This window comes from Streptomyces sp. NBC_00669, assembly GCF_036226785.1.
Taxonomy (GTDB): Bacteria; Actinomycetota; Actinomycetes; order Streptomycetales; family Streptomycetaceae; genus Actinacidiphila.
The window spans coordinates 5,896,421-5,916,079 of record NZ_CP109018.1; the positions used below are offsets into that span (position 1 = coordinate 5,896,421).

General features: G+C 71.7%; 14 protein-coding genes and 1 tRNA gene. 7 read left to right on the plus strand and 8 right to left on the minus strand.

Going from position 1 to position 19,659, the window contains the following annotated elements:
* The first annotated feature begins 1 nt into the window (after position 1).
* Positions 2 to 475, plus strand: coding sequence for a hypothetical protein (locus tag OG896_RS24995; RefSeq protein ID WP_329368905.1), 474 nt, complete (start codon positions 2 to 4; stop codon positions 473 to 475).
* Here OG896_RS24995 and OG896_RS25000 read toward each other — a convergent pair.
* The 5 genes from OG896_RS25000 to OG896_RS25020 form a co-directional block, all read right to left on the minus strand.
* Entirely contained in the window at positions 455 to 2,254 is a 1,800-nt protein-coding gene (locus OG896_RS25000; protein WP_329368907.1) for a tyrosine-type recombinase/integrase, read from the minus strand. The two genes, OG896_RS24995 and OG896_RS25000, sit on opposite strands and share 21 nt — an antisense overlap.
* A gap of 98 nt (positions 2,255 to 2,352) precedes the next feature.
* Positions 2,353 to 2,438 (minus strand) — tRNA-Leu (locus OG896_RS25005).
* 224 nt (positions 2,439 to 2,662) lie between these two features.
* Positions 2,663 to 4,138, minus strand: a complete 1,476-nt coding sequence (locus OG896_RS25010) for a cyclopropane-fatty-acyl-phospholipid synthase family protein (protein ID WP_329368909.1) — start codon at positions 4,136 to 4,138, stop codon at positions 2,663 to 2,665.
* 412 nt (positions 4,139 to 4,550) lie between these two features.
* Entirely contained in the window at positions 4,551 to 5,960 is a 1,410-nt protein-coding gene (locus OG896_RS25015; protein WP_329368911.1) for an NAD(P)/FAD-dependent oxidoreductase, read from the minus strand.
* Between the two features lie 520 nt (positions 5,961 to 6,480).
* Positions 6,481 to 7,542, minus strand: a complete 1,062-nt coding sequence (locus OG896_RS25020; RefSeq protein ID WP_329374241.1) for an SGNH/GDSL hydrolase family protein — start codon at positions 7,540 to 7,542, stop codon at positions 6,481 to 6,483.
* 236 nt (positions 7,543 to 7,778) lie between these two features.
* Here OG896_RS25020 and OG896_RS25025 point away from each other — a divergent pair, with 236 nt between their 5' ends.
* Positions 7,779 to 9,167 carry a cystathionine beta-synthase gene (locus OG896_RS25025; protein ID WP_329368913.1) on the plus strand — a complete coding sequence of 463 codons (1,389 nt, stop codon included), beginning with the start codon at positions 7,779 to 7,781 and terminating at the stop codon, positions 9,165 to 9,167.
* Between the two features lie 418 nt (positions 9,168 to 9,585).
* Here OG896_RS25025 and OG896_RS25030 read toward each other — a convergent pair whose 3' ends face one another.
* Positions 9,586 to 10,005: a hypothetical protein gene (locus tag OG896_RS25030; RefSeq protein WP_329368914.1), complete on the minus strand. Its 420-nt coding sequence runs from the start codon at positions 10,003 to 10,005 to the stop codon at positions 9,586 to 9,588.
* An 89-nt stretch (positions 10,006 to 10,094) separates the two neighbouring features.
* Here OG896_RS25030 and OG896_RS25035 point away from each other — a divergent pair, with 89 nt between their 5' ends.
* The 4 genes from OG896_RS25035 to OG896_RS25050 all read left to right on the plus strand — a co-directional run bounded on the left by OG896_RS25035 (position 10,095) and on the right by OG896_RS25050 (position 15,671).
* Complete coding sequence (locus tag OG896_RS25035) at positions 10,095 to 11,453, plus strand: acyl-CoA synthetase (protein WP_329368916.1); 1,359 nt, start codon at positions 10,095 to 10,097, stop codon at positions 11,451 to 11,453.
* Positions 11,454 to 11,672: 219 nt separating this feature from the next.
* On the plus strand, positions 11,673 to 13,856 hold the full coding sequence (locus tag OG896_RS25040) for an MMPL family transporter (protein WP_329368918.1): 2,184 nt from the start codon (positions 11,673 to 11,675) through the stop codon (positions 13,854 to 13,856).
* A gap of 233 nt (positions 13,857 to 14,089) precedes the next feature.
* Positions 14,090 to 14,581 (plus strand): hypothetical protein, encoded by a 492-nt coding sequence (locus OG896_RS25045; protein ID WP_329368920.1) that lies wholly within the window; start codon positions 14,090 to 14,092, stop codon positions 14,579 to 14,581.
* 64 nt (positions 14,582 to 14,645) lie between these two features.
* Positions 14,646 to 15,671, plus strand: a complete 1,026-nt coding sequence (locus OG896_RS25050; RefSeq protein ID WP_329368922.1) for a MurR/RpiR family transcriptional regulator — start codon at positions 14,646 to 14,648, stop codon at positions 15,669 to 15,671.
* Between the two features lie 91 nt (positions 15,672 to 15,762).
* Here OG896_RS25050 and OG896_RS25055 read toward each other — a convergent pair whose 3' ends face one another.
* The gene (locus OG896_RS25055) at positions 15,763 to 17,385 is read right to left on the minus strand and encodes an LPXTG cell wall anchor domain-containing protein (protein ID WP_329368924.1); all 1,623 of its coding nucleotides are present in this window, start codon (positions 17,383 to 17,385) and stop codon (positions 15,763 to 15,765) included.
* Between the two features lie 208 nt (positions 17,386 to 17,593).
* On the opposite strand from OG896_RS25055, the gene OG896_RS25060 reads away from it, so the two are divergent.
* On the plus strand, positions 17,594 to 18,136 hold the full coding sequence (locus tag OG896_RS25060) for a hypothetical protein (RefSeq protein WP_329368926.1): 543 nt from the start codon (positions 17,594 to 17,596) through the stop codon (positions 18,134 to 18,136).
* 31 nt (positions 18,137 to 18,167) lie between these two features.
* Here the strand turns inward: OG896_RS25060 and OG896_RS25065 are convergent, their stop codons facing one another.
* Complete coding sequence (locus tag OG896_RS25065) at positions 18,168 to 19,514, minus strand: diaminopimelate decarboxylase (RefSeq protein ID WP_443057151.1); 1,347 nt, start codon at positions 19,512 to 19,514, stop codon at positions 18,168 to 18,170.
* Positions 19,515 to 19,659: the final 145 nt, after the last annotated feature.

The following is a 19,659-nucleotide window of genomic DNA, read 5'->3' on the forward strand; positions in this document are numbered from 1 at the left end:
GGTGCGCGACCGTTTCACCACGTGGGGCATCGTCGCTGTAGCCGCAACCGTCGTCGGCGGAATGGCACTTGACGCCGACGGCCTCCGCGCACGCGACTGGGTCCCAGCCCTCGGAGGGACCAGCCTCCTCCTGCTCGGCGGCACCGGCACCGTCCTGGTCCTGGTCCGTCGCTGGCTCGCCCTCGCGGAAGAACGGCATACCGCTGACCTCAACGCCGCGGCCCAACCCCGACGGCTGATCATGGTCGCCTCCTCCTCGCCCGGTGCAGACGCCCAGCGAGTGGCGGAACTGGAACACGAGCTGAAGGAAATGCTCGACGAGTACAACCTGCTCGTGATCGAGACCCTCCAGTCCCGGGACGACCGATTCAACGTGCGAACGTGGGGCGTCAGCAGCGCACTTCATCGCCGCCCCACAGCGACCCGCCGACGCCAGACCATCCCACCGACCGCATCACGCCAAGACCAGCCCTGAACCCCCGGGCCCCGTGCTGAAAGGCGTGTGCCGGCACACGCGGCGCGCATCCTCCAGGGCCTGAGCGAACGTCTCCCGAACCGCGATCTCGTCCGTCCCCCACACCTCGGCCACGGTCAGCGACTCCCCATCCGGCAGCCACTCCACCCGGGACACCGCCGGCTCGTCCGTATACCGCGAATCCCACTCCCACACCCACCGGCCGGACACCTCGGAATCGGCCCGCCCCGTGATCACCTGCTCCCCGTCCGACTGGAACAGCACCGGCCCGGCGCTGACGATCCACACACGATCCGGTAGCGCGTCACGCAACACGTTCCGGCCCCCCGGCGCCGACCGCCGCCACCACGACGTGCTCCACGTCTCCAACCGCGCAGGCCGCCCCGTATCGAGATGCCACTGCTCCACGACCTCCCGAGCGACCTCCTGATCACGGAACCCCACCGGAACGTCGAGTTGGGCGACGTACACCATCCCGCCGATCGCATCCGCGCCCGCCTCCAGGACGACCTCAGTCGGCGCCTGGCCGCCTCGCAGCGACCGCTCGATCGTCTCCATGGCGGCGTCGTCGGCCTCGGGCAGCAGGTGCCCGTACGTGTCGCTGGTCGTCTTGATGGACTCGTGCCCGAGCCTCCGCTGCACGTACGTCAGTGAGTGACCGGCCGAGATCAATGCTGCCGCGTGCGAATGCCTGAGATCGTGCGGTGTCGGGTGCTTCTCGCGCGGCAACACCCCGTCCTTCTTCGCCTGCTTCACTGCCCGGTTCCACCGGTCGTGGAAGCTGCTGTAGTGCAGGCGCTGGCCGGCCTCGCCGGTGAAGAACAAGGTCTCCTTGTTGTCGAGGCTCAGCAGGCCCAGCTCGATCAGCGCAGCCACGACCGTTGCACTGACCCGGAGCGTCCGCCGTGACCGCTTCGTCTTCGGTGTCCCGATGTAGTACCCACCGTGGCCATCTTTCTTCCACGCACGCCTTACCCGCAGCGTCCCGCTCTGCCCCTCGTTGGGGATGCACATCGGCGCCAGCGCGATGATCTCGCCCCACCGCAGGCCCGTCCCGTATTTCACGATGGCGAGCAGCTGGTCGCTGCGCCGTCTAAGGCGCGAGACGACCCCGTCGACCTCCTCCGGCGTCAGGAACTCGACGTCCTCGCCGTCCTCGCCACTGGTCCCGTCGTCGTCCGTACGCGGCAGCGTCGTGAGCTTGCACGGGTTCCGCTCACGCAACGGTGGCTCGGCCTTGACCGCTGCCTCTAGGATGCTGCTCAGCAACCCGTGGAGATTGCGGATCGTCTTCGGGCTCATCTGCCGCATCTTCGCCCGCCCGAGCTTCGGCGTCTGCCCGCGCTGGACGAGCGTCTGCTCAAGCTGCCGCACCCACGGGCGGATCGTGTCGCTGGAGAAGTGCTCGACGGACCGCACGTCGCACTCACCGAACGTCGGGAAGATCCACTTCTCCAAGTCGCGGTAACACGCCTGTCGGTAGTGCTCTTCGATGCCGGTCCGGTTGTCGATCTCCCGCGTCGCGTAGACCCGGAACCTGAACCGGTCGCCGTCCGCGTTCTCCCCGTCCGCCTGGGTGATGTAGCCCTTGCCCTTCACCCACCCCGCCGGCCACTGATGCCCGGCCGCCTCGACTTCTCCCCGGAAGATCTCGGCCGCGGTCTCGTCGGTGAACCGCTCGGTCTGCCAGGGCCCGCTCCGGGGTCCGCCCAGGTGCCACTTCACCTGATAGCTGGTCACGTTGCCAGCCTTGCCAATCCGTGGAACCACACTCGCCATGGCCGGACCGTACGCCTGTGTTCCCACGGTTTTCCCACGTGACATGCAGACGCCGCCCGGAACCGGCCGTTCTCGCTGGTCGGGTGCCCAGCGAGAGATGGTGCCCGGAGCCGGACTTGAACCGGCACGCCCTCAAAGGGCAGCGAGGTTTAAGCTCGCCGTGTCTGCGTTCCACCATCCGGGCCGGCGGGGCGCAGAGAAAAGCGTATCCGGGTTGAGAGTCGTGAACAGGGCGCCTAAGTGGCCATGTTGTCTTATTTTAGGGGTTACTGACGTGTGGTCAGGGCGCCGCCCGCGGTCTCGTCGCACCACAGGCGGCATCCCAGCAGCATCAGCCCTCACGCACAAGTGACGTGAAATCGCTCTCCGCAACCGGAGTTCGGGCTTGTCGAACGGCCGTCGAACGCGTCACGACAGCCACGCCGAGCGGGTGGCGGGCAGCCCGGACCGGCCGACCGGGTCGGTGCGCACCGCCATCACCTGGTTGACGCCGATGCGGTTGCGTTCGAAGGACAGCGCGGACGCGGCCATGTAGAGCCGCCACACCCGGGCCCGGCCGGCGCTGGTCGCGGCGACGGCCTCCTTCCAGTGCGCCTCCAGGTTCGCCACCCAGGTGCGCAGGGTGCGCCCGTAGTGCTCGCGCAGCGCCTCCACGTCGCGCACCTCGAAGCCCGCCTCCTCCAGCCGGCCCACCGTGGTGCCGACCGGGGAGAGTTCGCCGTCGGGGAAGACGTAGCGGTCGATGAACTCGTCGATCCGGTACTCCTCCTCGCTGCGCAGCGGGCGGCGGGCGATCTGGTGGTTCAGCAGCCGGCCGCCCGGCTTGAGGAGGGCGTACAGCGTCCGCGCGTACTCCAGATAGCGCTCGCTGCCGACGTGCTCGGCCATCCCGATCGACGAGATCGCGTCGTACGGGCCGTCCTTGACGTCGCGGTAGTCCTGCACCCGGATCTCGATACGGTCGGCGAGCCCGGCCTCCGCGATCCGCTTGCGGGCGAAGGCGGCCTGCTCCACGGAGAGCGTGATCCCGGTGGCCCGCACTCCGTAGTGCCGGGCCGCGTGCAGCACCATGGAGCCCCAGCCGCAGCCGACGTCCAGCAGCCGCTGTCCCTCCTGCAACCCCAACTTGCGGCAGACCAGGTCGAGTTTGGCGTACTGCGCCTGTTCCAGGGAGATCCCGGCGGCGCCGACCGGATCGGTGCCCTCCGCGGACGCGCCGGCCACCGACGCCGCGGTCGCGGCGGCCGCGGCCCGCCTGCGCGCGGTGTCGGCGCTGACCTGGTCGCTCACCTCGTCCCCCGCCTCGTTCCCCGCCTCGGCGGCGGCGAGGCCGGAATCGGCCCACAGCGCGCACGAGTAGACCATGGACGGGCCGAGCACGATCTCGTAGAAGGCGTTCCCCACGTCGTAGTGGTGGGCGATCGCCTCCTTGTCGCGGCGCTTGGTGTGCGCGAGGCCGCTGCGGCGGCGCACCTCCTCGGGCGGCGCGGAGGGCGGCAGCCCGGGGCCGGCCAGGGACAGCACGCTGCGGATCAGCCGGTAGGTCGCCGGGTCGCGCAGGGCGACCGCGGCCTGGCGTACGCCCTCGCCGCGGCCGGCCGCCGGGTCGGGCTCACCGCGCTCCCAGATCAGCCCGGAGAGCGTGTCGAGCGCGGTGTAGAGGTCGCCGTCGACGTCGAGGTCGCCGGCCACCCACGCTCTGGCCAGGCCGAGTTCGCCCGGCCGCCACAGCAGCCGGCGCAGTGCCCGGCGCTTCCTGAAGACGAGTGCGGGTGCGCCGACCGGTCCCGCCTCACTGCCGTCCCAAGCGCGCACGCGCAACGGGAACGGGCCGGGGAGAACGTGCTCGGCGATGTCGAGGATGCGATGAGCCGCGTCAACCATGGATCTGAGCGTACGACTGAAAATCGCACTTGAGGCGCCTGACGCGGAAATCTACGTTGCGGATACACGCAGTTGGGCCGGAAGAGGTGGAATGCCCCTCAGCCGGGCGCGTCGCCGCCCGTCGGGAGGGGTGCTGTGCGCAGGCCGCCCGGGCATGCGGAACGGGGCCGGGAGGGGCCGGGCGGGGCTGCGCGACGTCGGGCGAGCGGCGAGAGGCGCGCGGCGAGGGGTACGCGGCGAGAGGCGCGCGGCGAGGGGTGCGCGGCAGGGCGTACGGCACGGAGCCGGGCGGGCGCGCGGAACCGCGTACGGCCGGGCGTGCCAAGGGAGTTCGCGCGGGCATGCCGAAGGGCGCCCGCACCACGGATGGCGGGCGCCCTTCGAACCGCGCTTCTGCTCCTGCCGAGCCCTGCTAGGAGGCGACCTTCTCCGCGTCGGCGGCACCCTTGGCCGCGCCGGCCTCGGTGCTGCCGGTGCTCTTCTCGGCGGCGGGCGCCGGGATCGGCCGCGCTGCCTCGTAGAACTCCTCGCGGGGGTTCTCGATCGCGCCGAGCGAGACGACCTCGCGCTTGAGGAACATGCCGAGCGTCCAGTCGGCGAAGACCCGGATCTTGCGGTTCCAGGTCGGCACGGCGAGGCCGTGGTAGCCGCGGTGCATGTACCAGGCGAGCCGGCCCTTGAGCTTGATCTTGGTCTTGCCGACCACGATCATCGCGACGCCCTTGTGCAGGCCCAGGCCCGCGACCGCGCCCTTGTTGGCGTGCTTGTAGTCCTGCTGCGGGAAGCCGCGCATCCCGGAGACCACGTTGTCGCCGAGCACCTTCGCCTGGCGCAGCGCGTGCTGCGCGTTCGGCGGGCACCAGGCACCCTCGCCCGCGGCGAGGTCCGGCACCTGGGCGTTGTCGCCCGCGGCCCAGATGTAGTCGGTGCCCTGCACCTGGAGGGTGGGCGCGGTGTCCACGTGACCGCGCGGGCCCAGCGGCAGGCCGAACTTGGCCAGCGCCGGGTTCGGCTTCACGCCGGCGGTCCACACGATGGTGGAGGCGTCGACCTCGAGCCCGTTGGCGAGCACCACGTGCTTGTCGACGCAGCTCTTCATGGAAGTGCTGAGGTAGACCTCGATGCCGCGCTCCTGGAGGTGTTCCAGGCCCCACTTGCCGAGCTGCGGGCCCACCTCGGGGAGGATCTTGTCGGCGGCGTCCACGAGGATGAAGCGCATGTCCTCGCGCTTGACGTTCGGGTAGTACTTGGCCGCGTCGCGGGCCATGTCCTCGACCTCGCCGATGGTCTCCGCGCCGGCGAAGCCGCCGCCGACGAAGACGAAGGTGAGCGCCTTGCGGCGGATCTCCTCGTCGGTGGTGGAGTCGGCCTTGTCGAGCTGCTCCAGGACGTGGTTGCGCAGGCCGATCGCCTCCTCCACGCCCTTCATCCCGATGCCGTTCTCGGCCAGACCCGGGATCGGGAAGGTGCGGGAGACCGCGCCGAGCGCGATCACCAGGTAGTCGAAGGGCAGCTCGTACGGCTCACCGACCAGCGGCTCGACCGCGGCGACCTTGCGGTCCTGGTCGATGGTCGTGACCCGCCCGGTGAGCACCTCGACCCCGGGCAGCACGCGTCGCAGCGGGACGACGACATGCCGCGGGGAGATGCTGCCTGCTGCGGTTTCGGGAAGGAAGGGCTGGTACGTCATGTACGAGCGCGGGTCGACAACCGTGACGGTCGCCTCGCCGTACCGCATCTTCTTCATGATGCGGCGCGCCGCGTACAGGCCGACGTAACCGCCGCCTACTACGAGAATCCGTGGACGCTCCGTGGTGCTCATGGTTCGAGTATCCAGCACGTCCGGGGGTGTACCTCGTGAGCCCCTTCACAAGGGTATGGACACCCTCTGCTACACTGCGCACCTTCACGGCCCAGGGTGGCGCGGAAACCGAGCGCCCAGGGCGGCCACCAGCCGTTATACACGTCGCTGAGCAGCGTCGATCGCCGGCCCGTCCGCTGTGGTTCTCCCCTCCGCAATGCCCCGGAAACACGGATGGCCCAGGGATTCAGGGGGATTTGGGGCCCCGGGCGCCGGAAAGTTGACCCACTGGGCGGGAACTTCATGTGAAGAGTTTCACAAAGGATTCCGCGTGCCCATGATCCGGACGGGCCGGCGCCCCGTCCGACGCGCTCACCAGGGAAGTTCGCGGTCTCAACTGAGCGCGCGGGGCCGCCTCCTGGGTGCCTGGGCGGCGCGGGTAAGCCCCGGCCTCCAGGGGGCCAGGGCTTACCGGGGCTACCGGACACGGGCCGGCTCGGCCGTAGGGCGCCGGCAAGGCGCCCGCGCGTCCCGGCTACGGTCACGCGCCGCGTCGGGCCGCGCCCTCGGCCGAGGTCTCGGCCGCGTCCCCGCTGTCGTCCTGCGGATGCTCCTGCTCCACCAGGCGCCGCCGGCGCCGCTTCATCAGCGCCCACCGCCCGCGCGGGCCCGCCGAGACGGCATGCGCGGCCGCCACCTCGGTGCCGGCCTCGGCCGCCGCCTCGGCCGCCGCCTCGGCGACCGGCAGGAAGCCCTCGCCGCGCCGCGCGTCCGGCCGCTCGTCGGCCTCCGGCCACAGTCCGAGCGAGGCACACAGCGTCGGCAGGATCGCCATCGCCGCCGTCGCGTAACCCTCCGCCGAGGGATGGAAGTTGTCCGGCCCGAACAGCTCGCGCGGCCGCGCCTCGAACTCCGGGCCCAGCAGGTCGCCGAGCGAGACCGTACGCCCGCCCAGGTCCACCACCGCGATGGTCTGCGCCGCCGCGAGCTGCCGGCTGGCGCGCCGGGCCAGCCAGCGCAGCGGCTGGTAGACCGGCTCCACCGAACCCAGGTCGGGACAGGTGCCGACCACCACCTGGCTGCCGGTGTCGCGCAGCCGCCGTACCGCGTCGGACAGCAGCCGCACCGAGGTGGACAGCGGCATCCGGCGGGTCACGTCATTGGCGCCGATCATGATCACGGCGACGTCGGGCGGGGGCAGCGTGGAGTCCAGCAGCAGCGAGACCTGCCGGTCCAGGTCGTCGGACTGGGCGCCGGGCAGCGCCACGTTCATCAGCTTCACCGGCCGCTCCGCCACCGCCGCGAGCCCCGAGGCGAGCAGCGCCCCCGGGGTCTCCCGGGCCCGCCGCACCCCCTGTCCCGCCGCGGTGGAATCACCCAGAAAGCCCAACCGGAGCGGAGCCTCGTCCGTACGGTGGGCGAACGCCGATCCGTACCGGCCGTCGGCCCGCGGCGGGATGTCGTCCGACCCGCCGACCATCCGCTTGGCCAGCCGTGCCTCCGTCAGCAGCAGCCCCACCGCGGCCCCGCTCAGCAGGCTGATCCCGCCACCGCCGAACGCCGCCGCGGTCGCGATCCGCCGTGCCACCCTCGCCCTGGACATCATCGAGTCGGCCACCTCCCTGGACTGTCCGGACACCACCATGCGCCACCGCGCACACACGTTCCCCCGCCACACGCCGAAGACCGGGCACCGACCCGCCGCGACGCACGCCACGCGTGACATCCCTTTCCCACGTCGACGTGACACCCCTACCCACCTCAACGCCGACCGCAGCGTCCGCGTTTCCACCAGGCTCTAACCTGGTGCCACCATCTCGGAGAACCCGGAGACACACGGTGCAGTTTCACGACTCGATGATCAGCCTCGTCGGCAACACCCCGCTGGTGAGGCTCAACAGCGTGACCGCGGGGATCAAGGCGACCGTCCTCGCGAAGGTCGAGTACTTCAACCCCGGAGGCTCGGTCAAGGACCGCATCGCCCTGCGGATGATCGAAGCCGCGGAGGAGAGCGGTGAACTGCGTCCGGGCGGCACCATCGTGGAGCCGACCTCCGGCAACACCGGAGTCGGCCTGGCGATGGTCGCGCAGCGCAAGGGCTACCACTGCGTCTTCGTCTGCCCGGACAAGGTCTCGGCGGACAAGATCAACGTCATGCGGGCCTACGGTGCCGAGGTCGTGGTCTGCCCGACCGCCGTCGACCCCAGCCACCCCGACTCGTACTACAACGTGTCCGACCGGCTGGTGCGCGAGACGCCGAACGCCTGGAAGCCGGACCAGTACAGCAACCCGAACAACCCGCTGTCGCACTACCACTCCACCGGTCCCGAGCTGTGGAAGCAGACCGAGGGCAAGATCACCCACTTCGTGGCCGGCGTCGGCACCGGCGGCACCATCTCCGGCACCGGCCGCTACCTCAAGGACGCCAGCGACGGCCGGGTGAAGGTGATCGGCGCCGATCCGGAAGGGTCCGTCTACAGCGGCGGCTCCGGGCGCCCGTACCTGGTCGAGGGCGTCGGCGAGGACTTCTGGCCGACCGCCTACGACCGCGAGGTGGCCGACGACATCGTGGCCGTCTCCGACAAGGACTCCTTCCAGATGACCCGCCGGCTCGCCCGCGAGGAGGGCCTGCTGGTCGGCGGCTCCTGCGGCATGGCGGTCGTCGCGGCGCTGGAGGTCGCGGCCCGGCTCGGCCCGGACGACGTGGTCGTGGTGCTGCTGCCCGACAGCGGCCGCGGCTACCTCTCGAAGATCTTCAGCGACGAGTGGATGAGCTCGCACGGCTTCCTCGACGAGAACGAGGGCGAGCCGCGGGTCGTCGACGTGCTCGCGCACAAGGACGGCGGGCTGCCCAACCTCGTGCACATGCACCCGGACGAGACGGTCGGGCAGGCGATCGAGGTGCTGCGCGAGTACGGCGTCTCGCAGATGCCCGTGGTCAAGCCCGGTGCCGGGCACCCCGACGTCATGGCGGCCGAGGTGATCGGCTCGGTGGTCGAGCGCGAACTGCTGCACGCGCTGTTCACCAAGCGCGCCGCCCTGGACGACCCGCTCGACAAGCACCTGTGCCCGCCGCTGCCGCAGGTCGGCTCCGGGGAGCGGGTCGGCGACCTGATGACGGTGCTGGAGAACGCGGACGCGGCGATCGTGCTGGTGGAGGGGAAGCCGACGAACGTCGTGAGCCGGCAGGACCTGCTGGCCTTCCTCGCCGGTCACGGCGGTTCCTGAGGGGTACCGCGCACCGGATGGCCGGTGCGCGGTAGCTCCGGCCGCGCATTCCGCGAACTGGTACGCCCGCGACACGTCCACGCAGCACGCGCTTAACACGGGTCCGGCAGATTGGGTGATGTCGAAAGCGCGGCCGGTTCGCCCGGCCGCATCGGCACCCAAGTGGCGCCAAGGCTTCCGGAGCGGCTCCCGGACTCCATGGTGACCCTGGACGCGCAGGCCCGGCCCTGACCCGGCACGCGTCCCGGCGAGGACCGCCGTCGTCCCGCCCCCCGGGCAGCAATGCCCCGGGGGTGCGGCGGTCCTCGCCCCCTTTTTTTTGGGCTCGCTCGCCGCTTTTCCCGCTCGCTCGCTCGCTCGCGACCCGGGCGAAGGGGTGCCCTCTCAGCGAGGTCGTCCGCCGCGGAGCGGTATGTGCTCAGGACCAGTCGTCGCGGTCGGGGTGGCGGTCCTTGGAGAAGAAGTTGCCCACGCCCTGGGCGAGGTTGACCGCGACGATGCCGGCCCAGCTGATCAGGAGCCCGGTGGTGCCCGCGTTGGCCACGCCGATCGCGGAGAGCGGGATCGCGGCGATCATCGTGAACCCCGCGAAGCCGTAACGGGCGAAGCGGGGGTTGCTCTGGGGCGGCCCGATCGGGCGGCGGTCGGCGCGCGCCGACGACGTCTGCTGCTGGGCCAGCTCGCGGCGCACCCGCTGCTCGACGCGGCTGTCCACGCGCTCGGCCACCTTCTCCATGAACGAGTCGACCAGTTCCGACTCGTATTCCTCGCCGAGTGTCTTGCGCGCCTGCAAGGTGGCGGCGAGTTCCTTCTTCAGTTCCGGGTCGCGGGCGTCCATAGGGCAACCGTAGGAGGCGCGGCGCTTGGGCGACACTGGGGCTAACCCCCGGTTTTCCTGGGGGCGGGCTGCCCAGTAGGAGGATTCCCATGGCATCGGTGCCGCTGCTCACCGCCTTGCACGGAGGGTCGGACCGTCCGGACGCACTGCGGGTCGACGGCAGGGCGTGCAGTTACGAGGAGCTGCTGGGCGCCGCGGGGGCGGTCGCCCGGCGGGTGTCGGGGCGGGAGGCGTTCGCGGTGGAGGCCGGCGCGTCGCTGGAGACGGTGGCGGCCGTGGTGGGCGGGCTGCTCGCCGGGGTGCCGGTGGTGCCGGTCGCCCCGGACGCGGGACCGGACGAACGGGCGCACGTCCTGCGGGACTCCGGCGCGGAACTGCTCCCCGTGGACTTCGCGGAGCGCGCCGACTTCAGCGCGGCGGTCGATGACGCGGGGGAGCCGGATACGGGCGGCGGGCGGCCGGCGCTGGTGCTCTACACCTCGGGGACGACCGGCCCGCCCAAGGGCGTCATGCTCTCCCGGGCCGCGATCGCCGAGGACCTGGACGCGTTGGCGCGGGCGTGGGAGTGGACGGCGGACGACACCCTGGTGCACGGGCTGCCGCTGTTCCACGTGCACGGCCTGGTGCTCGGCGTGCTCGGCGCGCTGCGGGTCGGCAGCCGTCTGGTGCACACCGGCCGCCCCACCCCGGCGGCGTACGCGGCGGCCGGCGGCAGCCTCTACTTCGGCGTGCCCACCGTCTGGCACCGGGTGGCGCGCGAGGAGGCCGCGGCCCGCGCGCTGTCCGGCGCGCGGCTGCTGGTGTCGGGGAGCGCGCCGCTGCCCTCTCCGGTCTTCGCCTCGCTGGCCGAGTTGACCGGGCACGAACCGGTCGAGCGCTACGGCATGACGGAGACGCTGATCACCGTCTCCGCCCGGGCGGACGGGCCGCGCGCCCCGGGTGCCGTCGGCGTCCCGCTGCCCGGGATCGCCACCAGGATCGCCGAGTCCGCCGACGGCATCGGCGAACTCCAGCTCACCGGCCCCACCCTCTTCGACGGCTACCTCGGCCGCCCGGAGGCGACCGCGGCGGCGTACACCGACGACGGCTGGTTCCGGACCGGCGACATCGCGGCGATCGACCCGGACGGCACGCACCGGATCGTCGGCCGCGCGTCCACCGACCTGATCAAGTCCGGCGGTTACCGGATCGGCGCGGGCGAGGTGGAGAACGCGCTGCTCGCCCACCCCGCGGTGCGCGAGGCGGCGGTGGTCGGCGCGCCCCACGCCGACCTGGGACAGGAGATCGTCGCCTACGTGGTCGCCGACGGGGTGAGCGCGAGCGAGCTCACCGACTTCGTCGCCACCCGCCTTTCGGTGCACAAGCGGCCGCGGCAGGTCCGTTTCCTCGGTGAACTGCCGCGTAACGCGATGGGAAAGCCGCAAAAGCGGTTGCTCCCGCCGCTGTGATCGGGGTAGTCATACCGGGTCCTTCTGCTCGCGCGGCTGCGACGCGCAGGAGTTGCCCGGGGGTGGTGGTTTGCCCCTTGCCGGGCGGCAAGTAAGATCTGGGTCACAACCCACCCATATGAAAATCTCCGGCCGGCGCGCGCGCCGTTCGGGTCGCCGATGCCCGGGAACCGCTCCAAAGGGTGGCGGTGATACGTCCTGCCATGGAGGCAGCACCGCATGTTCCACCGCATCGGACGCGCAGTCGTCCGCCATCCCGTATGGACGATCGTCGCGTGGCTCGTCGCCGCCGTCGCGATCGTCGCTACTGCGCCGAGCCTGCCGTCCAACAGCGACGAGAGCAGCTTCCTGCCCAGTAGTTACCAGTCGATCAAGGCGATGGACCTCCAGGAGAAGGCGTTCCCCGCGGCCTTCACCCCGTCGGCGATCGTCCTCTACCAGCGGAGCGACAACGCGCCGCTGACCGCGGCCGACAAGGCCGACATCACCAAGATCACCACTGCCCTGGACGGCAAGCACATCGACCAGGTGCAGAAGGTCGTCGCGGGCACGGAGTCCAAGGACGGCAAGTACGACACGGCCTATGTCCAGATGGACAAGAAGACCCAGGGGCAGCCGAAGCAGGCCGACGCGGCGAAGGCGCTGCGCACGGACTCCAAGGACCTTGCCAAGGGCACCCATCTGAAGGTCCAGGTCGGCGGTCAGGCCGCGCAGAACCTCGACCAGCAGGACGCGGGCAACACCTCCGACGCCGTCGCGCTGATCGGCTCGCTGCTCATCATCATCATCACGCTGCTGATCATCTTCCGGTCCCCGCTGATCGCGATCATGCCGCTGGTGATCCTGATGGGCCTGGTGTTCACCACGTCCAACGGCCTGATCGCCTACGCCACCAAGCTCTTCGGCCTGCAGGCCAACAGCTCGATCTCCGCGCTGCTGATCGTGGTGGTGCTCGGCGTCGGCACGGACTACTTCCTGTTCCTCATGTTCCGCTACCGAGAACGGCTGCGGGCGGGTGACGAACCCAAGGAAGCGATGATCAACAGCGTCACCAGGGTCGGTGAGGCGATCGCCTCGGCGGCCGGCGCGGTGATCATCTCCTTCCTGGCGCTGGCCCTGTCCACCCTGGGCTTCCTCACCCAGTTGGGCCCGGCGCTCGCCATCCTGGTCGCGGTCACACTGATCGCCGGTCTCACGCTCTTCCCGGCGATCTGCTCGCTCATCCCGCCGAAGGCGCTGTTCTGGCCGGGCAAGAAGTGGCACCTGGAGCCGTCCGGCACCCGCTTCACCTCGATCGGCCGGATGCTCGGCCGCCGGTCCGGCCTGGTCGCCATCGTCTCCGGCCTGGTGATGCTGCTGCTGGCGCTCGGCACCCTCGGCTACAAGGCCGACTACGACCTCGCCTCCGGGTCCATCCCCAAGACCAAGGAGTCGATGGTCGTCCAGGACAGCATGCAGAAGGCGTACTCCGCCGGTGCTGCCGACCCGACCTCGGTCTTCCTCACCAGCACCGACGGCAAGCCGCTGAACGGTGTCGACTTCACCGCGTACAAGGAGAAGCTCAGCCAGGCCGACGGCGTCGCCAGCGCGACCTTCGACCAGAGCACCGGGCTGAACAAGGACCACACCACGGCCCTGTTCAACCTGACGCTGAAGTACTCCGGCGCGAGCGACAAGGCCATCGCGGCGGTCGGTGACGTCCGCACGGCCGCCAAGGACAACGCTCCGCCGGGAACCGAGGCGGTGGTCGGCGGCACGTCCTCGATCTACCGGGACATCAACGCGGCCGTGAACCACGACTACCGCACGGTCTTCCCGGTGGCCGCGATCCTGATCATGGTGATCCTGGGGTTGCTGCTGCGCAGCATCGTCGCGCCCTGGTACCTGATCGCCTCGGTGGCCCTCGGGTTCGGAGCGACGCTCGGTGCCACCGTGCTGATCTTCGGCCGCGGCAGCGGGCTGATCTTCATGCTGCCGATCATCATGTATCTGTTCGTGGTGGCGATCGGAACGGACTACAACATCCTGATGATCGCCCGGCTCAGGGAGGAGGCCCGCGAGGGCCGCGAGCCACGCGAGGCCGCCGCGGAGGCGCTGCGGCACGCGGGTCCGACGATCGCCTCGGCCGGGTTCATCCTGGCGGCGACCTTCGCCACCCTGATGCTGTCCGGGAACTCGTTCCTCACCGAGATGGGCTTCGCGATCGCCTTCGGCATCGTGGTCGCGGCCTTCGTGATGGCGATGTTCTTCACGCCGAGCCTCACCGCGCTGATCGGGCACGCCGCTTGGTGGCCGGGTCACGCGGACCGCGCCGTCGACTCGGACGACGCCGGTGTGGTCGCCGCGGGCGCCGGCGGGGGCTCGTACGACGCACCGGAGCTGGACGAGACCGGGCGGCGGTAGGCAGCGCCGAGCGGGAGTTATCCACAGGGGCCGGACAGGTGGGAACACCTGTCCGGCCCTTCGGCTACGCTGACACCGTCACGGATTGATTGCGGAGCGTGAGCGGATTCGGGCTCTTCGCTGCGCGGGGTGACGGTTTGTCGTACGGGGCCGGCCCCGGGGCGGGCGGGTGTTCGGGCGGTCCGGCGGGCCAACGGGTGGATCGATGTGCGGAGTTGCCGGGGGAGGCTGAAATGGCGGGGGAGCGGGGAACGGAGCGGGTCGCGGCGCCGGAGTGGCGGCCACCGGAGGTGGAGTTGCCGTCGGCGCGGTGGCGGCGGCGGGTGCTGGCGGCGCCGGGGCTCGCGCTGCTCGGAGTGGCGCTGCTGGTGGCCGGCGTGTGGCTGGACGACCGGAAGGGCCGGCGGGAGGAGGCGCTCTGTCACCAACTGGGTGTGCCCTGGACGCAGTTCGTGGTGGGCTACGCGGCGCTGCTGTGCGGGGTGGCGGCGTCGGTGCTGTGCGTGCTGTTCTTCCGCACGGCGGCGCGGGCCGGCGCGCGCGGTGCCGAGTCCTGGCAGGGCACGCTCGCGCTGTGCATATGCGTCGCCAACGCGGTGGCGCTGCTCATCGAGGTGGTCGCGGTCTACGGAGTGCACGCCGAGGCCGCCGATCCGTACTGGCGGTGCTCGGGAGCGCCCGCGCTTGCCGGACTGCATACGTTCATGCAGAGTCATGTCCTGTGAATAGACGGTCGGCGGGGCCCGTGGGCTGCCCCGGCCGGGCGGTTCGGACCAGGGACGGACGGGCATGGGCAGTGCTGACGGGGCGGACAAGGCTGACGGTGCCGGCGGTGCCGGGGCGGACCGTGCGGGCGGCGTGAACGGCGTGGGCGACGCGGGCGAGGGCAATGACGTCGGCGACGGCGGCGACGCCGGTGACGTGAACGGCGCGAGCGGGAGCGGGAGCGCCACGGGTGGTGGGGCCGCGGGCAGAAGCGCGGGGAGCGGTGCGTCCGCGCGGCTGCTGAAGCTCTTCGAGGCGCACCGGCTGACCCCGACCCAGCGGCGCATCGCGCACTGCCTGGTGCGGCAGGCGGACGAGGCGGCCTTCCTGTCCAGCGTGGAGGTCGCCGAACTCGCCGGGGTCAGCCAGCCGTCGGTGACCCGGTTCGCGGTCGCCCTCGGTTTCGACGGGTACCCGGCGCTGCGCAAGCACCTGCGCGAGGTGGCGCCGGCGCCCGATCCGGCCGGCACGACCTCGTACAACGAGTACCAGCAGGCGGTGCACGCGGAGATCGAGAACCTGCGGCACCTGGTCGAGCTGCTGGCCGACCCGGAGCCGGTGGCCAGGGCGGGGGCGGTGCTGGCCGGGTCCAGGCCGCTGCCGGTGCTGGGGCTGCGGGCGGCGGGTGCCCAGGCGCGCGGGTTCGCGTACTTCGCGGCGAAGGTGCACCCCGATGTGCGGCTGCTGGACGAGGGCGGCACCATGCTCGCCGACCGGATCGACGCCGCGGTCCGGGCGGGCGCGAGCGCCCTGCTGTGCTTCGCGCTGCCCCGGCACCCGCGGGAGGTGGCCGACGCGCTCGGCTACGCGCGGGCGGCCGGGCTGACCGTGGTGACCGTCGCGGACAGCGCGTTCGCACCGGTGGCCGCGCACAGCGACCTGCTGCTGCCCGCGGCCGTCGGCACCGGGCTGGCCTTCGACACGGCGTGCGCGCCGATGCTGCTGGGCCGGGTGCTGCTGGAGTCGATGTGCGACGACCTGCCGGACGCGCAGGCGCGGTTGGAGGAGTTCGACGCGCATGCCGCGGCCCGCGGGGTGTTCATGGAGTGAACGCCCCCGCGGGCCGCGGGTGGTGCTGGTGCCGGTGCCGGTGTCGCTGGTCTGCCGGGTTCTGCTGGTGCGTGGAGCGTGGCCGCCCCGGTCAGGAGCCGGTGGTCGTGCGGCGGGTCCTGCGGCTGTGGGCGAGGGCGAAGGCCGCGGCGCCGAAGGCGAGGGCGGCCGCTCCCAGCCAGGTGAGCAGCTGGGTGCCGTTGCCGCCGGTCGAGGCGAGCGTGCCGGTGGAGCCGGAGGTGCCGGAGCTTCCGCCGGCCGTGCTCCCGGCGCCGGTCTGGGTGGAGAGGTGGTTGCCGCCCGAAGTGCCGCCCGTGCTGGTGGCGCCGGCCGAGGAGGTCGGGGTGGCCGTCGCGCCGCCCTTGACGTGGACGGTCACCGCGGCCGTGTTGTTCGTCACGTCGGGGTCGAAGGGCAGCTTGTTGTCGTAGACGGTGGTGGCTTGGACCGTGCCCGTGGCGAGCGCGGGCGCGTCGGCGTCGATCCGCAGGGTGAACGGCATCTTCACGGTCGCGCCGACCCGCAGCGGCGGGTTGACCCAGCAGATGTACTTGGGCGCCCCGAGCTTCTGGTCGTGGGGACCGCCCTCTCCCCACGTGTAGCAGGCCTTGGGGATCTTCACCACGGTGGTGCCCTTGGGGACGTCGAACATGACGCCGAGCTGGTCGTCGCTGGTCTCGATGTCCACGGTGGCCGGGCCCTTGTTCCGCATCGACGCGATGACCTGCACCGTGTCGCCGGGCTTGCCGCTGACGGTGTCGCCGCCGGCCGCGATGTCCGCGGTGTTGTCGGTGTCGATCGTCCAGTCGGAGGTGTTCGTCCCGCCGCTGGGGGCCGCGCCGTCCGGCACGAGCGAGAGCACCGGGCCGTCCGCGCGGACGTTGTTGCCGGTCGGCGTGCCGGGCTTCGGGCTGACCGTGAAGCGGACCAGGTCCCACAGCGCGCTGCTGGTCACGTCGATGCCCACCGGAGCGGAGAGCCGGTACTTCTTGCCGGGCTCGATGGTGGTGGCGAAGTGGCAGACCGCGTTGTTGTTCAGCGTCGCATAGCCGTTGTCGATGGTCTGCTTGCTGTAGACGCAGTTGGAGAAGTGCTGCGCGTAGCCGAGCCCCTCGGTGGTGGTCACCCTCAGGTCGGCCCCGTCGGCCGGGAGCTGCCCGGTGTTCGCGATGGTGAGGGGCGCTTCAAGGCTGTCGCCCGGCTTGGCGTGGTCGACCTGGGTCGGCTTGTTGACCACCAGCCCGACCGCGCCGACGGTGACCCGCACGGTGAGGGGGGTGATCGTCGCGTTGTCCGCGGTGCCGGACAGGACCGCGGTGCCCGTGGTGCCCAGCGCGGCGCCCGGCTTGGCGTGGAGGTCGACCAGCCCGCCCGCACCGCCGACGCCCAGCTCGGCGCTCTTCCAGGTGACGGTGTCATCCGGGTACCCGTTGTCGGCGGTGATGAAGGAGCTGATCCCGGAGAGGTCCAGTGAGACGACCACGTTCGTGACGGTCGGGCCGCTCTTCGGCGGGGCGAGCGCCCAACTGATCTGCGGCGGGTCCCCCGAGTTGTCCGGCTGCGGCACCCCCACGCTGGTCTTCTGTATCTGAAATGCCAGGGTGGGCCCTTCGGCCGCATGCGCGGGCGCCTGCGCCGCGGCGGCGCCGAGCAGCGCGACCGCGAGGGCGGTCAGCGCGGCGGCCGAACGGCGCCATTTGAGGAGCGGAATCACGGGATCTTCCCCCAAGTCCCTTGGAGCATGGTGGTGGTACGGAACACCCCTTGCGACCCTCGGCCCCGGCAAAAGGTTGTGCTCAGCGGAATGACATCTGGTTTAACGAAAATCTGAGAATCGCGAAGTAGTCTCCCTCCCCAGCACTTGGCCGGCGCCGCCGTACCACCGGGACGGCGGGCCGGGACGACGACGGAGGGAGCGCGACGTGGTGCGCGGGGCCTACACATTGGCGCGGGTGGCGGTGGCGGTGCGGGTGGCGGCGGTCTGGCTGTGGTGGCTGGGCGTGATCGCTGCCGTGCCGGGCACCGCCGTGACGTTCAGCCCGACCGGCCGCCGGATCGGTGTGCTGGCCGGTGCCGCGCTGTTCGTCATCGCCGCGGTGACGGCCTTCCTCGTCCGCGGCCGCCGGCACGCCGAACGCGCCAAGGCCGCCTCGCGTGCGGCGAAGTCCGTCTTCCTCCAGGACCGCAGGGTCACCGCCCGGGCGTGGCTGCGCCGCCGCCGCTGGTGGCTGCTGCTGGTGTTCGTGGTCGCCGCCGCCGCGAACGTCGTCCTGCCCTGCGCGGCGGGCATGCTCCTCGGGGGCGTCGGCGCCGGGCTGTGGCTGCGGTCCCGCCGGGTCGCCCGCATCGAGCGCTCCCACGACGCCCTGCTGTGGTTCCGTCCCGACGGCAACCCCGCGCTCTACCAGCTCACGGGGATCGCCGCCGGCGACGCGGCTCCCGGGGGCGGCAGGCGCCGCCCCTGACCCCCGGGGGCGCCGCGCCGCCCCCGCGTCCTTACGACCGCAGCCGCAGGGACGGGAATCCGGCGCCGCTCTCCGCGAGAAGCTCCTCCTGGGTCTGCGCCGCCCGCACCGGCGAGAACGCGACCGCGCCGTCGGGCAGGACGCAGTACCCGTACACCGCGGGGCGCGGCAGGGAGTTGTAGGCGAAGTGGTTGGAGAAGTAGTACGCACCGGTGTCGAGCAGCGCCACATGGTCGCCGGCCTCCAGCAGCGGCAGGGCGCGCCCCTTGGCGACGAGGTCGCCGGCGAAGCAGCAAGGCCCGGCCACGTCCTGGACCACTGGCTCGCCCGTCTTCTCCGCGCCCTCGGCGTCCAGCGCGAGCACGCGGATCGGCCAGGAGTCGGGCACGAACACCGTACGGGTGGCCACCTGGGCGCCGGCGTGGGTGACGGCGATGGGCCGCCCGCCGGCGGACTTCGCGTACTCGACCCGCGCCAGCACCGTGCCGTTCTTGGCGAGCAGGGAGCGGCCGAACTCCGTGACGATGCCGTAGCGCCCGTCGAAGAGCCCGGGGATCTCGGCGCGCAGCAGGTCGGCGTAGTCGGCGAAGGACGGCACCGTCGCGTCGGAGCCGAAGTTCACCGGCAGGCCGCCGCCGATGTCGAGCGCGGTGACCTGCTGCCGTCCGGCGGCGGCGTTGATCCGCTCGGCCAGCTCGTAGGCCGCCCGCACCCCGGCGACCATCAGTTCCAGCGGCACGCCCTGTGAACCGGTGTGGGTGTGCAGCCGGTTGAGCCACGGCCGCCGCGCGTACGCGTCCAGGACCCACTCCAGCGCGCCCGGGTCGCGCAGCGCCACGCCGAACTTGGAGGTGGCGGTGGCCGTGCTCATCGCCCCGATGCTGCCGCCGCCGACCTGCGGGTTGACCCGGAGGCCGACGGGCGAGGCGAAGGGCGAGCCGGCGGGCGCCGACTCGCGCAGCCGGTCGATCCGGGCCAGTTCCTCGGGGTTGTCGGCGTTGACCGCGATACCGAGTTCGAGCGCCTCGCGCAGTTCGGCGAGGGTCTTGGCGGGGGAGTCCAGCACGGTCCGCTCCGCCGGGATGCCGGCCGCGCGGGCCAGCGCGAGCTCGCCCGGGCTGGCCACCTCCGCGCCCAGCCCGCACTCGGCGAGCAGCCCGAGCACCGGCACGAGCGAGGCGGCCTTCACCGCGAAGGTATGGGTCACGGTCACACCAGGGGTGGCGAACGCGGCATGCAGGGCCGTCGCCGAGGCGGCGATGCCCGCGATGTCCAGCAACCCGACCACCGGTTCGGCCTCCCCGGCCAGCCCCTGCTCCACCGCGGCCCGCAGCGCGTGCCCCCGCCGTATCCCCAGCTCATCCGTCATGCCCGCCATCCCACCACCTTCCCGCGCGGGACTTCCACCCGGGTCCTGTTGACTAGAGGTATTCATCAGACGAGGATGTGAATATATTGCTACGGGTGCGCCGCCCGGCGGCGCGCGCACCGTCTTCCGCCACCACGCCGCCACCACGAGGAGG

Coding starts and splice junctions, on each gene's coding strand:
- OG896_RS25035 (WP_329368916.1), top strand. CDS start 10,095: ATGGCATCGGTGCCGCTGCTCACCGCCTTGCACGGAGGGTCGGACCGT.
- OG896_RS25045 (WP_329368920.1), top strand. CDS start 14,090: ATGGCGGGGGAGCGGGGAACGGAGCGGGTCGCGGCGCCGGAGTGGCGG.
- OG896_RS25010 (WP_329368909.1), bottom strand. CDS start 4,138: ATGGTTGACGCGGCTCATCGCATCCTCGACATCGCCGAGCACGTTCTC.
- OG896_RS25065 (WP_443057151.1), bottom strand. CDS start 19,514: ATGGCGGGCATGACGGATGAGCTGGGGATACGGCGGGGGCACGCGCTG.
- OG896_RS25020 (WP_329374241.1), bottom strand. CDS start 7,542: ATGTCCAGGGCGAGGGTGGCACGGCGGATCGCGACCGCGGCGGCGTTC.
- OG896_RS25050 (WP_329368922.1), top strand. CDS start 14,646: ATGGGCAGTGCTGACGGGGCGGACAAGGCTGACGGTGCCGGCGGTGCC.
- OG896_RS25040 (WP_329368918.1), top strand. CDS start 11,673: ATGTTCCACCGCATCGGACGCGCAGTCGTCCGCCATCCCGTATGGACG.
- OG896_RS25000 (WP_329368907.1), bottom strand. CDS start 2,254: ATGGCGAGTGTGGTTCCACGGATTGGCAAGGCTGGCAACGTGACCAGC.
- OG896_RS25015 (WP_329368911.1), bottom strand. CDS start 5,960: ATGAGCACCACGGAGCGTCCACGGATTCTCGTAGTAGGCGGCGGTTAC.
- OG896_RS25030 (WP_329368914.1), bottom strand. CDS start 10,005: ATGGACGCCCGCGACCCGGAACTGAAGAAGGAACTCGCCGCCACCTTG.